Origin of the sequence: Wolbachia endosymbiont of Drosophila leontia (assembly GCF_028981785.1) — a bacterium.
Classification (GTDB): Bacteria; Pseudomonadota; Alphaproteobacteria; order Rickettsiales; family Anaplasmataceae; genus Wolbachia; species Wolbachia pipientis.
In genome coordinates this window covers 1-13,493 of sequence record NZ_JAPQLK010000130.1, presented here as the reverse complement: position 1 = coordinate 13,493, position 13,493 = coordinate 1, and the positions used below count along the sequence as shown (strand labels likewise).

15 protein-coding genes and 1 other RNA gene are annotated in these 13,493 nt (G+C 35.0%); 8 read left to right on the top strand and 8 right to left on the bottom strand.

What is annotated here, in order from left to right:
* Positions 1-57: 57 nt before the first annotated feature.
* On the bottom strand, positions 58-1,632 hold the full coding sequence (locus tag OZD63_RS04350) for a penicillin-binding transpeptidase domain-containing protein (protein WP_275008224.1): 1,575 nt from the start codon (positions 1,630-1,632) through the stop codon (positions 58-60).
* Complete coding sequence (locus OZD63_RS04345) at positions 1,587-2,426, bottom strand: polysaccharide deacetylase family protein (protein ID WP_274979394.1); 840 nt, start codon at positions 2,424-2,426, stop codon at positions 1,587-1,589. Before OZD63_RS04345 ends, OZD63_RS04350 begins: the two co-directional genes overlap by 46 nt.
* Before the next feature lie 122 nt (positions 2,427-2,548).
* On the opposite strand from OZD63_RS04345, the gene OZD63_RS04340 reads away from it, so the two are divergent.
* The 7 genes from OZD63_RS04340 (at position 2,549) to OZD63_RS04310 (ending at position 8,154) form a co-directional block, all read left to right on the top strand.
* Positions 2,549-4,057 (top strand): YifB family Mg chelatase-like AAA ATPase, encoded by a 1,509-nt coding sequence (locus tag OZD63_RS04340; RefSeq protein ID WP_275008223.1) that lies wholly within the window; start codon positions 2,549-2,551, stop codon positions 4,055-4,057.
* An 83-nt stretch (positions 4,058-4,140) separates the two neighbouring features.
* Entirely contained in the window at positions 4,141-4,602 is a 462-nt protein-coding gene (locus tag OZD63_RS04335; protein ID WP_275008222.1) for a hypothetical protein, read from the top strand.
* 245 nt (positions 4,603-4,847) lie between these two features.
* A complete protein-coding gene (ftsZ, locus tag OZD63_RS04330) occupies positions 4,848-6,044 on the top strand; it encodes a cell division protein FtsZ (protein WP_275008221.1) in 1,197 nt (398 codons plus the stop codon).
* Positions 6,044-6,442 (top strand): EVE domain-containing protein, encoded by a 399-nt coding sequence (locus tag OZD63_RS04325; protein WP_274979691.1) that lies wholly within the window; start codon positions 6,044-6,046, stop codon positions 6,440-6,442. Before ftsZ ends, OZD63_RS04325 begins: the two co-directional genes overlap by 1 nt.
* A 55-nt stretch (positions 6,443-6,497) precedes the next feature.
* Entirely contained in the window at positions 6,498-6,833 is a 336-nt protein-coding gene (locus tag OZD63_RS04320) for a WPE palindromic element domain-containing protein (protein ID WP_182320480.1), read from the top strand.
* Positions 6,827-7,279: an rRNA maturation RNase YbeY gene (gene ybeY, locus OZD63_RS04315; RefSeq protein WP_253303271.1), complete on the top strand. Its 453-nt coding sequence runs from the start codon at positions 6,827-6,829 to the stop codon at positions 7,277-7,279. The genes OZD63_RS04320 and ybeY overlap by 7 nt, the downstream gene beginning before the upstream one ends.
* A gap of 86 nt (positions 7,280-7,365) precedes the next feature.
* On the top strand, positions 7,366-8,154 hold the full coding sequence (locus tag OZD63_RS04310) for a succinate dehydrogenase iron-sulfur subunit (RefSeq protein WP_274979690.1): 789 nt from the start codon (positions 7,366-7,368) through the stop codon (positions 8,152-8,154).
* Positions 8,155-8,157: 3 nt separating this feature from the next.
* Here OZD63_RS04310 and OZD63_RS04305 read toward each other — a convergent pair whose 3' ends face one another.
* Genes OZD63_RS04305 through OZD63_RS04290 form a run of 4 tightly spaced genes read right to left on the bottom strand, consistent with a single transcriptional unit; the run spans position 8,158 to position 11,591 of the window.
* Positions 8,158-9,294 (bottom strand): hypothetical protein, encoded by a 1,137-nt coding sequence (locus OZD63_RS04305; protein ID WP_275008219.1) that lies wholly within the window; start codon positions 9,292-9,294, stop codon positions 8,158-8,160.
* A 42-nt stretch (positions 9,295-9,336) separates the two neighbouring features.
* A complete protein-coding gene (locus OZD63_RS04300) occupies positions 9,337-10,116 on the bottom strand; it encodes a GNAT family N-acetyltransferase (RefSeq protein WP_275008218.1) in 780 nt (259 codons plus the stop codon).
* Positions 10,106-10,588, bottom strand: a complete 483-nt coding sequence (locus OZD63_RS04295) for a phosphatidylglycerophosphatase A family protein (protein ID WP_006279290.1) — start codon at positions 10,586-10,588, stop codon at positions 10,106-10,108. The genes OZD63_RS04300 and OZD63_RS04295 overlap by 11 nt, the downstream gene beginning before the upstream one ends.
* Before the next feature lie 19 nt (positions 10,589-10,607).
* Positions 10,608-11,591 carry an NAD(P)H-dependent glycerol-3-phosphate dehydrogenase gene (locus OZD63_RS04290; RefSeq protein WP_274979688.1) on the bottom strand — a complete coding sequence of 328 codons (984 nt, stop codon included), beginning with the start codon at positions 11,589-11,591 and terminating at the stop codon, positions 10,608-10,610.
* Between the two features lie 325 nt (positions 11,592-11,916).
* On the opposite strand from OZD63_RS04290, the gene OZD63_RS04285 reads away from it, so the two are divergent.
* Entirely contained in the window at positions 11,917-12,687 is a 771-nt protein-coding gene (locus OZD63_RS04285) for a response regulator transcription factor (protein WP_096616586.1), read from the top strand.
* Between the two features lie 51 nt (positions 12,688-12,738).
* Here OZD63_RS04285 and rnpB read toward each other — a convergent pair.
* An RNA gene (rnpB, locus tag OZD63_RS04280) (RNase P RNA component class A) lies at positions 12,739-13,088 on the bottom strand.
* Positions 13,089-13,245: 157 nt separating this feature from the next.
* The coding region (locus OZD63_RS04275) for a hypothetical protein (protein WP_274979687.1) at positions 13,246-13,493 on the bottom strand (248 nt) is incomplete at its 5' end.

The following is a 13,493-nucleotide window of genomic DNA, read 5'->3' as shown; positions in this document are numbered from 1 at the left end:
CGAAGGGTGTCAAGTAAGTTTTTTCGTTTCTATTCCCAATAAAAGTTTGTTATATGGTTATGCAAGAAGTTTAATACTCATAGTTTCAAGCATATACTGAAATATTTCATTAGCTATAGCAACATCTTGGCGTGGGGCTTTGCCGTGTTCTATAAACACAGAGATTGCATAGCGCGGGTTATGGTAAGGGCCATAAGCGATAAATAACTTATGACTTTCACCCTTAGAGTTTATCTCTGGTGTACCGGTTTTACCGGCAATTTGTATACCGCTTAGCCCTTTCTTATAGGTTCCAGTTTTAGAATTCACCACATCAAACATAGCTTTTCGAACTATGCTAAGATGCTCACAATCCACATCAATATCGGGAAAATCTTGTATTGTTTCATTCATCTTAATGCGGGGAATTACCTCTTTTCCTGTTGCAATCCTCGCTGCAAGAACTGCAAGCTGCAGTGGTGTTGTAAGCATATACCCTTGTCCTATAACTAAGTTGATAGTGTCACCTAAATACCACTGCGAATATAGCTTTCGTGTACGCCAATCTCTATCTGGCAACAGCCCTGGAGCTTCTTCTTTAAACGTTCCAATCAGTGGCCCACTTCCAATACCAAATTTTCTGGCCATTTCTACCAGAGAGTCTACACTTATTTTTTTCCCTATATTATAAAAGTAAGTGTTGCATGATAATGCCATTGCCTCATTTAAAGATACATACCCATGGACTTTGCTTTTCAGACAACGAAATTTCCGCTCACCTATTTTCATATAGCCCTTGCACGAGAATTTCTCTTCTGGTGTTATTATCCCGTCTTTTAAACCCGCAAGCGCAACTATTACTTTAAATATTGAACCAGGTGGAATTTGATATGATAACGCACGATTCACAAGCGGTAATGAAGGAGCATTCAAGTTTTCCCAAGTCTCATTTGGTAGCCTGCTAGCAAAAAGATTATTATCGTAAGAAGGTGAATTATATAATGCTAAAATTTCTCCATTATTTACATCAATTACCACTGCGGAGCCCTGGTGATCTTTAAATACCTCTGCGGTTTTCTCTTGCAGATTAATATCAATTGTCAGTTGTACATCTTGTCCGTCTTGTTGTGGTATGCTTGATAATTCTTTTATGACGCGTTTTTCAGAATTTATTTCCTGCTCAGATTTTCCTGACTTGCCTTTCAATATATGATCATATGTATATTCAATACCGCTGATTCCTACTTCGCTTATGCCTTGCTGTCTTTTTGTATATCCGATTACATGAGAACACATTGAACCAAACGGGTAATAACGTTTATAAAGAGCAGTTATTTTTTCTGACGATTTTGCTATTTTAGACTCGACTTCTGATAATGTCTGCAAATCAACTTCCTTACCAGAACCATCAAACAAAACAACATACGAAATTTTGTTTACCGCAAGTTCAATGCTATTCCTATCTAAAATTTTGCCCCGCTTAGGCATAATAGTAGCAACTCTTATTCTATTACTATTAGATAGTGCTTCGTACTTTTGTCTGTTTCGTATTTGTAAATTATATAACCTGCAACTAAAAACCGCAGAAATGGTAAGCTGAATACCACCTAATATGAATGCTCTGCGGTTAAAGACTTTGTTTTTTGTCCACATAACATTCCTTCAAAACGCACTTTTTTCCCCTCTTTTATTGTTACACTTCTGGCTTTTACCGTATTACAAACCCTTTTTTCCCACTCACTTAAGGTCACAAACTTATAACCTGATTTTTTTAGTATTTTAATAATATGAGGTAAAGCTTCAATTGTGTTTGACCTGTTATTGTGATCATGAAACAGTATAACTGCTCCATTATGTACATTACTTAAAACTCTTTCAACTAAAGTTTCCGGCTTATCACCTTGCCAATCTAGCGAATCAACCGTCCATAATATTGAATACATATTTAATTGATCAGTATTTTCAATCAGATTATCGTCATAACATCCATATGGCGGACGAAACCATTTTACATCTTGTTTTATTGCATTTTTAACTGCTGTATTTGTCTTTTCCAATTCTTGCAATTGTTCCTCACTTGAAAGTGATGTCAAATTCCTATGCGACCAAGAGTGATCGCCTAACTCATGACCTGATTCATGAATTTTCTTTACTATTTCAGACGTTTTTTCATTTATACGTTCACCAAGCACAAAAAATGTTGCTTTTGCTTCATAGCTTTCCAGAACATTAATAATATCGTTTACTCTATTGTTAGACGGTCCATCATCAAACGTAAGCGCAACAAACTTATCGTCGTTGTTCAATAATTTTTTTATATTACTTAAATTTCTATATGATAGATCTAGATTACAACTGAGCCCACAGTATGGTAAATTAAAATTACAATCACTACAAAAAGCCGTACTTGAATATAGTAAGAAAAAAGTGATTATCCTTATAAACATTTGTAATCAGCAAAGTGATAGAATACTACACTTTTTTGCTAAGTTAAGCCATCTTTAATTGCTGTAGCCTTTACTTCATCGCTTCTTTAATATATTGTATTAACAATTTTATATAATATATTATGATTGCAAATATAAATACCGTTGCGCTTCAGGGAATTAGCACAGTAAATGTCAATGCACAAATTCATATGGCAAATGGTATTCCAGCTTTTAATATTGTTGGATTGCCAGACAAAACTGTTGCGGAATCCAAAGAACGCATCAGAGCAGCGTTAAATTCAATCAATCTACTACTACCTCCAAAAAGAATTATAGTTAATCTCTCCCCTGCGGATTTACTGAAAGAAGGTAGTCATTATGACTTGGCTATTGCTATTGGACTACTTGTTGTAATGAATGTGATACCAGTTGAAAAAGTTCAGTCTTATATCATTATGGGTGAGCTTGCCCTTGATGGCAGAGTTATTCCAGTTTCAGGAGTGCTGCCAACAGCGATCAATGCAAAACAGGCAAATAAAGGAGTAATTTGCTCAAGGGGAAATGGAGTAGAGGCTTCATGGGTAAAGAATGTTTCAATTCTAGCTATAGAGAAATTAACTGATATTATCAGACACTTTAAGGGTGAGCAATTAATTCAGCCAGTAATTTTTAAATATAGTGATGCACCCAAAGAAAAAAGATTGGTTCCCGATATGAAGGATATTAAAGGCCAAGTTGTTGCAAAAAGAGCAGCTGAAATTGCAGCAGCAGGTGGGCATAATATGCTTCTTGTTGGCCCTCCTGGTACTGGAAAATCAATGCTTGCTAAGCGCTTTATAGGATTGCTGCCTGATTTAACCGAACAGGAGATGATTGATGTTAATATTATTTCCAGCATAACAAAAACTGGTAATGAAATATTCAAAGTAATTCGTCCCTTTCGTGAACCTCATCATTCATGCTCTATGCCAGCGATGATAGGGGGAGGAAAGAATGCAAAACCTGGAGAAATTACCATGGCTCACAATGGCGTGTTATTCCTTGATGAGTTGCCAGAATTTCCAAGACTTGTGCTTGATTCTCTGCGCCAACCACTTGAAGATAGAAAAGTTACCGTTGCAAGGGCAAATGCTCACATAACCTACCCTGCAAATTTTCAACTGATTGCTGCAATGAACCCTTGCAGGTGCGGTTATTTAGGTGATGCAAGCAGATCGTGCAACAAAGCTCCAAAGTGTGGCACAGATTACAAAAACAAAATATCAGGCCCATTGCTTGATAGAATAGACATATGCATTGAAATGCCAAACGTTAGCATACTCTCTCCTGAAATCTCTGTGGAGGGAGAAAGTACTAAAATCATAAGAGAAAGAGTGATAGCAGCAAGAAAAGTTCAAACTGAGCGCTATAGTGAATTAAATATTCGTTGCAATTCAGAAGTAAGCGGTGAAGCATTTAATAAATTTACTGAACCAGATCAGGCAGGGTTGGAATTGCTAAAATACGTACTGAAAGAAAATTACATTCCCAATCGAGGCTACACACGCGTATTAAAAGTTGCAAGAACTATTGCAGATCTTGCAAAAAGTGAAGAAGTAAAAAGAGCACACATTGCTGAAGCGCTCAATTACAGAATAAAGGTATATTAAAAAATTAATTTACTTGACAGGCAATTTTTTTTACTATATGCTTCCTTAATGAAATTTTAACATTCTATTTAAGGAGTAGAGTTATGGCATTAACAGATTATAAGTATGAAGAAGGGGATGGCATTTTTCGTGCTATTTCAGAAGGATATATGAAAAGTGAAAAATGCTGGGGAATTCACGGTGCTGCTGGTGGAGCTGGTCAGTACGCTGTGCATAATAAAGGGAGAACAGCATTATTTCCGCTTGCAGTTGCAAGTATTGTCTTTACAGCAATGCATATGAAAGCAGGCTTTGTTAGTGCAGCAGAAGCTTCTGGGTTTCTTGCTAAGACTGCCAGTTACTTTGTTGGAACAAATCAAGCAATAGCTGCTTCATTACCTGGATTTATCGGAACAGGTGTTGCTGGTCAGATAGTTGCGGGTGCCATAATGGCAATTGCTGCAGTTGCTGCAGTTGCTGCTGTTTATGGAACATATCAAGTTGCCTCAAAATTAGAAGATGTTGCAGCTGAAGAATTGAAAGGGAAAGGTCAGGTAGCAGAATAATCTTCAACAAAATAAAAAGGGATAGGTTTCTGTCCCTTTTTATAAACGTTTTCTATTTTTTGCATCGGTTAAGTGATGTCATCTAAGAATCTAGTTGTTGTAATTAACGGCACTTATTAGTATAAATGCTAAGAATAAGTGAATCCCGTTTACTATTTACGCCTATAGAAGTGAAAAGTATTTGCATATTATTAAAAAAGCGGTAACTTATTATCAAGTGAATTCGCTAAATTTGAGTAGTTTAAATGTCCATTGATCTTAGTCTGCCGGGGTTGCCTATATTACACCCAAGGATTACCGTTGTGGGAGTGGGTGGTGCTGGTGGAAATGCTGTGAATAACATGATCCAATCTAATTTGCAAGGAGTGAATTTTGTTGTCGCAAATACCGATGCTCAAGCACTAGAAAAGTCGTTATGTGATAAAAAAATTCAGCTTGGCATTAATTTAACTAAGGGGCTTGGTGCTGGTGCTTTGCCTGATGTTGGCAAAGGTGCAGCAGAAGAGTCAATTGATGAGATTATGGAGCATATAAAAGATAGTCATATGCTTTTCATCACAGCAGGAATGGGCGGTGGTACTGGAACCGGTGCAGCACCGGTAATTGCAAAAGCAGCCAGAGAAGCAAGAGCCGCAGTTAAGGATAGAGCGCCAAAAGAAAAAAAGATATTGACTGTTGGAGTTGTAACTAAACCGTTCGGTTTTGAAGGTGTGCGCCGTATGCGCATTGCAGAGCTTGGACTTGAAGAACTGCAAAAATACGTGGATACACTTATTGTCATTCCAAATCAGAATTTATTTAGAATTGCAAATGAAAAAACTACATTTTCTGATGCATTTAAACTTGCTGATAATGTTCTGCACATTGGTATCAGAGGAGTAACTGACTTGATGGTCATGCCAGGGCTTATCAATCTTGACTTCGCTGATATAGAAACAGTAATGAGCGAGATGGGCAAAGCGATGATCGGCACCGGAGAGGCAGAAGGAGAAGATAGAGCAATTAGTGCTGCAGAGGCTGCAATATCTAATCCATTGCTTGATAATGTATCAATGAAAGGTGCGCAAGGAATATTAATTAACATTACTGGTGGCGGAGATATGACTCTGTTTGAAGTTGATGCTGCAGCCAATAGAGTGCGTGAAGAAGTAGATGAAAATGCAAATATAATATTTGGTGCTACTTTTGATCAAGCGATGGAGGGAAGAGTTAGAGTTTCTGTTCTTGCAACTGGCATTGATGGTCGCAATAATAAATCAGAAACTTCACCTATAAGTCAGAGCGAAGACTCAGAGAAAGAGAAATTTAAGTGGCCATATAGTCAAAGTGAAAGTACACAAGACAAAACACTGGAAACAAAACCAGCTGAACAGGTAAGCGAAGGAGCTAAGTGGGGCAGCAATATCTATGATATACCAGCTTACTTAAGAAGAAAAAAATAATGCAATTTTGGCTACTTAAGTCAGAGCCAAGTGAATACTCGTGGCAAAAAATGGAAAAGGAGCGGGTAGTTGAGTGGGATGGTGTGCGCAATTATCAAGCTCAAAGTTACATGAAAATTATGAAAGCAAGCGATCTTGCGTTTTTTTATCATACAGGTAAAGAGAAAGCAATACTTGGAATCGTTGAAGTATTTAAAGAGTATTATCATGTTAATGATCCCAAGTTCGGATTAGTGAATGTAAAGTTTTTGAAACCTTTAAATAACCAAGTAACGTTAAATAATATAAAACAAAACCCACTTTTGAAAAATATGACTATATTAAAACAACCACGTTTATCAATTGCCCCAGTTTCGGAAATTGAATGGAATGAAATAATAAGGATGAGTGATGTGTAATACCTGTCATTTCAGTTCCTAAATGATGTCATCTCAGCACACAACGCACAGCTGTATGAATATTTGTCTCGAAGGCAGTGCATTAAACGTTATAGCCGATTTTGCATCAAACACAAAGGTGTCATTCCAGTGCTTGACACTGGAATCCAGCCTTAATGCAACCACATTAAAGCCGTTGCGTTTTAATATAAGATTAGCTACTTTTATATTCACTAACTTGATGTCTAATCAAAATTCCTGGATCCCAGTGCCTAGACACTGGGATGACATCCTTCTAGTGTACAATATTCGTACAGTTGTGTACATGACACAAGGGTCTATAACTCTTCTTTTTTGGATTCCAGTGTCAGCTATTTGCATGACACCCTTACTGATGTGTCACTCATGTTAGAAGTAAATATTCTTGACAAGAAATGGTGCAGCATTATAGAAAATCCTAAAAATTTTGTATTAGGTGTCATCAATGCTTCTCTAAAAGAATTAAAAATAGACCACTATAAACCAAATATATCAATAGCTCTGGCTGATGATGACTTGCTACATCAACTTAATTTAAAATTTAGAGAAATGGATAAGCCAACTAACGTACTATCATTTCCGTATGAACAATTGTCTAATGAGTGCGATTTAGGAGACATAGCAATTTCAATAGACACAATAAAAAGAGAATCGCATGAGTATTGTATACCCATTCTTGCTCACATTGCACACATGTTAGTGCATGGATTACTGCATTTACTTGGTTATGATCACCAAAAAAAAGATGAAGAAATTATAATGAAAAATCTAGAAAGAGAGATTTTAGCTTCGCTTGGCTACAATATGTGCACGATTTAAAAGGAATTTAATAAAAATATAGTAGATGATAATAAAATATGTTATCCACAAAGGGTTTTAGCTATAAACAATAAAAGGTAAGTGATATGGTTCAGTTTTCTTTGCCAAAGAATTCTAAAATTAATCAAAAGGGCAAAATTTATCCTATTCCTGCTAGAGCAAAAAACATCAGAAGATTTCAAATTTACCGTTGGTCTGCTGATGACGAGAAAAACCCTAGAATAGACACATTTTTTATTGATATGGATAATTGTGGCCCTATGGTACTTGATGCATTAATAAAAATAAAGGATGAAATAGATTCGACTTTAACTTTCAGACGTTCTTGTAGAGAAGGCATATGTGGATCTTGTGCCATGAATATTGAAGGAACCAATACTCTTGCATGTACTAGATCTATACATGATATAAAAGGTGACGTAAAAATATATCCATTACCTCACATGTATGTAATAAAGGACCTAGTCTCGGATTTGAGCCAATTTTATGAGCAATACAAATCAATTAAACCTTGGTTACAAGTAGATAAGCCTGCCCTACCAAATAAAGAATACTCTCAATCTTCTGAAGATAGAAAAAAATTAGATGGCTTGTCCGACTGTATATTATGTGCTTGCTGTTCGACTGGTTGCCCAAGCTACTGGTGGAATAGTGATAAATTTTTAGGACCAGCAATACTATTACAAGCTTACAGATGGATTGCTGACAGCCGTGATAATAAGACAGGTGAAAGACTTGATGTTTTAAACGACCCATTCAAGTTGTATCGTTGTCATACAATAATGAATTGCACAAAAACTTGTCCTAAAGGACTTAATCCAGCAAGAGCAATAGCGAAAGTAAAACAGCTCATGGTAGAGAGAGAAGGAGTTTAAGTATTATCTTTTGCATTCTTCGTAAGAGAACAGCAAACCTTCCGAAGCGTAGGGTATTGTTAATACCCTGAACGCTTTTCCATTCGTGAAATGCATCGTATCATCATACGATTCAAATAATTTTTTGAACAACTCATGTCTTTGATTACTAATAGTTTGAAAATCCTCCTTTTCTAAAAGCTTTTTAGATTCGCAGAGGTAAAGCATAACTTCATGATAAGTTGGGTAAGATGCCAAAAATTTTGGGTCAAATTGAAAGGTTTTTATAAAAGCATTATTATAAAATTTTAGCTTTTGATTCTTACTATATATTACTATAGCAACCGGTAACCTCTCAAGCAAATTTTTCTGTGTAGCTAAATAACTGTTTAATTCAGTATATAATTTCTCTCCATCACTAACATCTTTCCCATACATTACTATGCTACCAGAACCTTGTATTGGAATTTTAACAAAATCGAAAACCTTAGGTTCGTTCTTATAAGTTATGACATGTCTTCCTGGTTTTGTGCTATGAGCGCTACCGGTAATAGCAAATTTCTTAGAACCATCTACATATTTATCATAAAACAAGTTATAAAATTCCACCTTTCTACTCTTGTTATATCTTAGTATTGGAAATGGTAAAGAGTTGAAAACGTTTTTATAGCTCTCCACTTCCTGTGTAAGCTTACTATTTTCTAACTCAAGTCCGTTAGCCTTTATCTTACAGTCTGAGACATTCCTTATCCATAACAGCACACCTATCACATTGTTAGAATCATCTATTATGCTTCTACCGTAACATATGCAATAAACCTCACTGTCTTTTGACTTTAAATCTAGAGTAAAAGATTTATTTATTTCCTTTGCCTCAACAAAATTTTTGATTAGGCTTTCTGATTGCTCAAAAAAATTCACAAACTCATTAAATGAGTAAAAAACAGTATTAAGCAAAATTAGTAAATTGGGAGAGAACTTTTCTATACGTTTTTTTGCATCCCAAATATAAAACCCATCATTCACAGTATCAATTAAATTATTTATGATAACATTTTGATGCTGTAAGTTCTTAATCTTATTACTAATTTTTAATTTAGAATAAGAGAGAAAGAATAATATTAGAATCAATATTAAAACCACTTCATACAAAAAAAACATAGCACTTTTAAAACAAATGTAAAAATTTGTAACCGCTCAGAATTATGCTGAAGAGGTATATAAGTAAAGATTGCCTAACATTTGAAAGCCCAATCTCTTATAAAGGTTCACAGAAGATTTCATACAATGTGCTACTATATATTTGCATTCAAGCTGTTTAGCTATCTTTATTCTTTCTAAAACCATTTGGGTACCTATTCCACGATTCCTGTAAACTGGTAAAACTCCATCACTATAAAAACCAGCTACGCTGTCTTGAACATAAAGACCGCATGTCCCAATAATTTCATTATTTAGTGTTACAAGAAAAAATCTTAATCTTGAGTTCTTGTCATCATAATTTGATAATCCGCGAAAAAATGTGCTGACAATTCCAACGCCATGATAAAAAATTTTAGAAGTGTGTAGATCTAACTGTTCTAAGAGGTTGTTACCATTCACAGCATTTAACCTCAAGTTTGGAATAACATCAGCAGGTAAAAAGTAATTTTTCATATTAAGTAAAGCTTTTTTTGGTGTGCTAACGTGTTTTATTTCACACTTTTCTAAAACATCTCTTATTTTCATATGTGAATTTATTACCCATGTTGCTTCTATATCTCTTGTTCTGAGATAATCTAGAGTTTTTTGTATAGAAAGCTCGGTACATTGATCTCCACAGAACACAAAATTAAATAATGACTCCCTGGTACCATTTATTGTAAATATGATGTTATCAAATTCATCGTGTACTTCCCACTCAGATAAATTCGCTGTGTACAGTATATAATCCTTTAGATTTTGAACAATTAAGCTTGAATAATAAATTTTTTTATCCTGCATACACCAACAATAAACAATAAAAGGCTCCTATAAGAACGCAGGCTAAAATTGCAGCTATAACGTCATCTAGCATAATACCTAAAGGACCTTTGGTATTTTTATCGATTAAATTTATAGGCCACGTTTTTATTATATCAAAAAACCTAAAAGAAAAAAAGCACAACAACAATGAAGAACAATTCATCTCTTGGCTTAACAATATCGAAACTAAAAGTATCGTCAGCAATTGACCAACCACTTCGTCAATTACTACCTCTTTTGGATCACATGAAGTCTTGTAATGTTTTATATAATTACCTGTAGACCATAATCCAATTAAGAATAAAAAAGAAATAATTGCTGCACCTAAAATTTTGTTGCTCAGGATTACAGGAACAAGCGGAAAAGAAGCCAAACTACCCACAGTACCTGGCATTTTTTTTACTGTTCCAGACAGCCACCACGTTGATATTAATTTATATAAAAATTTCACAATATATCCAAATACAAAATTAACTTATAAGAACAGAAATAGTATCCTCTATAGAGACGCTTTCATACAATAATCTATAGACCGCTTCACATATAGGCATTTTTATCTTTAGCTTTCCTGCTAAATTAAATATGGACTCAGCAGTGCTAAAACCTTCAATCACTGACTTGCCTTCTGACAAAATCTGCTGAACATTAAAGCCATTGTCACTATTACCTATTTTAAACCCAAAAGATAAGTTTCTTGAATTCAAGGATGTGCATGTCATAATTAGGTCACCCAGACATGCTGGCCCAAGTAGTGTATTTATATCCACACTACCGTCACCAATTTTTGCTGAGTATAAAGCCTTAATTTCGCTCATACTTTTCGTAATCAATGCTGCATGAGCATTAAACCCAAGTTTACTACCTAAAACAATCCCACACGCTATAGCAAAAACGTTCTTTAACGCTGCACAAATCTGTACTCCTATAATGTCGTTACTAAACTCCAATTTAACATTTTCTTGTTGCAGCTCTGATACTAGCTTTGAACCTAATGTGTTATTTTGGCATGCAAGAACCATTGAATAGGGTAATTTTCTTGCAACTTCTACAGCAAAGCTAGGACCTGAAAAAATAGCAATAGGATTGTTAGGTAAAATTTCATTTACTATTTCACTAGGTAATTTTAATGTAGACTTTTCTATTCCCTTACAAGCTAAAATTATTGCTACATCTTTTTTCAGATTACAATTATGCAATTGCTGACATACCTTCCTCAGAGACTGAGTGGGAACAGCGAGGATTGTTACTGAAGCATTAATTGTGTCTTCAATAGCCAATTTTACTGACACATTATCAGAAATTCGACAACCGGGTAGCTTGTCACTTTCTCTTTTCCCGTTGATTGATTCAAATGTAGTTTCATTGCGAGTCCACAAAATCACATCTTTCTTACTACCTAATGAAATTGCGATTGCTGTACCCCATGCACCAGCACCTAAAATTGATATTGCCACACAATATTCCTGAAAATATTACTTATACTTTAAAACAGTAGGATAAGTAAATTAAAAATATAACACAGACATATAGAATAGTTAAATATTTATTAACCGAAGTATTCTTTTGATAATAGTAACTTTAATTCAATATTTACTAAAAATATTATTACTATCATGGTATGTCTATTATATTTTAGATCTGTTTATATAACTTTGGAACAATATATTTACTATTAATTAATAAGTGTAATTTTGATCATTTGTTAATAAAAATTTGATTTATTACTTTCCTTCGTTATATATATTACTAAAATTATAAATTATTTATGGGGTGTAAAATATGCGTATATTATTAATTGAAGATGATCAAGTAAGTGCAAAGACTGTGGTTAACGCCTTAACTTCTGATGGACATTTCTGTGACGTTGTTACTTCTGCACAAGATTATAACAATAATATGGTTTCCTCAAACGGAGATTACTATGACCTAGTTATTTTAGATATACACTTGCCTGGTGATATTGACGGATATGATATATTGCTAAGACTAAGAAGTGCAAAAATCAAAGTTCCTGTCTTAATACTTTCATGTATATCCGCTGTCAATCACAAAGCTAAAGGACTCGGGTATGGTGCCGATGATTACTTAACCAAACCATTTCATAAAAGTGAGTTATTAGCTCGAATTAAGGCCATAGTGCGTCGTACTAAAGGCCATCCTGAATCGGTGATAAAGATTGGTAATATAAATATCAATTTTGATCACAGGATTGTTGAGGTGAAAGGTAAAACGGTTCACCTTACCAATAAGGAGTATTCTATGATAGAATTGCTAGCACTGCGTAAAGGAACAGTATTAACAAAAGAAATGTTCTTAAATCATCTTTACAATGGCTTAGATGAACCTTCAGATAACAAGATAGTTGATGTTTTTATGTGCAAATTACGTAAGAAACTTGAAAGTGCAAATGATGGAAAAAGCCACATAGAAACCGTTTGGGGCAGAGGGTATGTTCTGAAAGAGTATATTGATGATGAAGAATATTCTAATGTTAATGTAGGCGAAAGTAGTGATGGCTATCAAGCAGAACAAGTGAAGGACAACGCATGAAATGCCTATACATTTAAACATAGCATGGCTTATATCGCACGTATCATGTGAACGCCTAGGCGAAATGTAAGCCGAGTTCTGTTTATGTAGCTATTTATCTGAAGTAAATGTTACCATTTACCGCATGCGATTTACCCGAGTAGATATGAGGAAAACATAAAATCTACTTCTATTTAATCTTGCTCCTAGTGTTGGTTACTCGACTACCAATGTTGCCATTGCCACGGTGTGCTCTTACCACACCTTTTCACCCTTACCTAAGAATATTTTAGGCGGTAATTCTCTGTAGCCCTATAACTGGAGTTACCTCCGGCGGGCATTACCCGTCACTATTTTTCCTTGGAGCCCGGACTTTCCTCTGCTATGTTCACCACACAACAGCAGCTACTTATTTCACCTAGGAATTATACTTTAACATGAAAATCACAAAAGCAAAAGACAATTTCCTAACAGTCTACATATTAAAAACATTTAGACAAATAGCTAAAGGTGATATTCCGGCACATCATCACTATCCCAAGATAAGCTTTTTTCACTTTTAGACTCCGCTTCAGTTAGTCAAGAGCCTGGTCCACCGCTTGAAGACGATGAGCTACTTCTTGATCGACTACTACTTTCTACTGATATACTATTTAGCACTGTTTCAGATTGATATATAGTTCGCATTCTGTTACCAGTGGTAAAAATTTCTTCATCGCTACTTGAAGATGATCGCCTTCTATAACCCAAATCAGTTAGTTCTAAGAACCTGTTTAAAATCTTCGTAATAGGAGAGAAATGAAGGAAAGGACAATCATTTGCAAGCT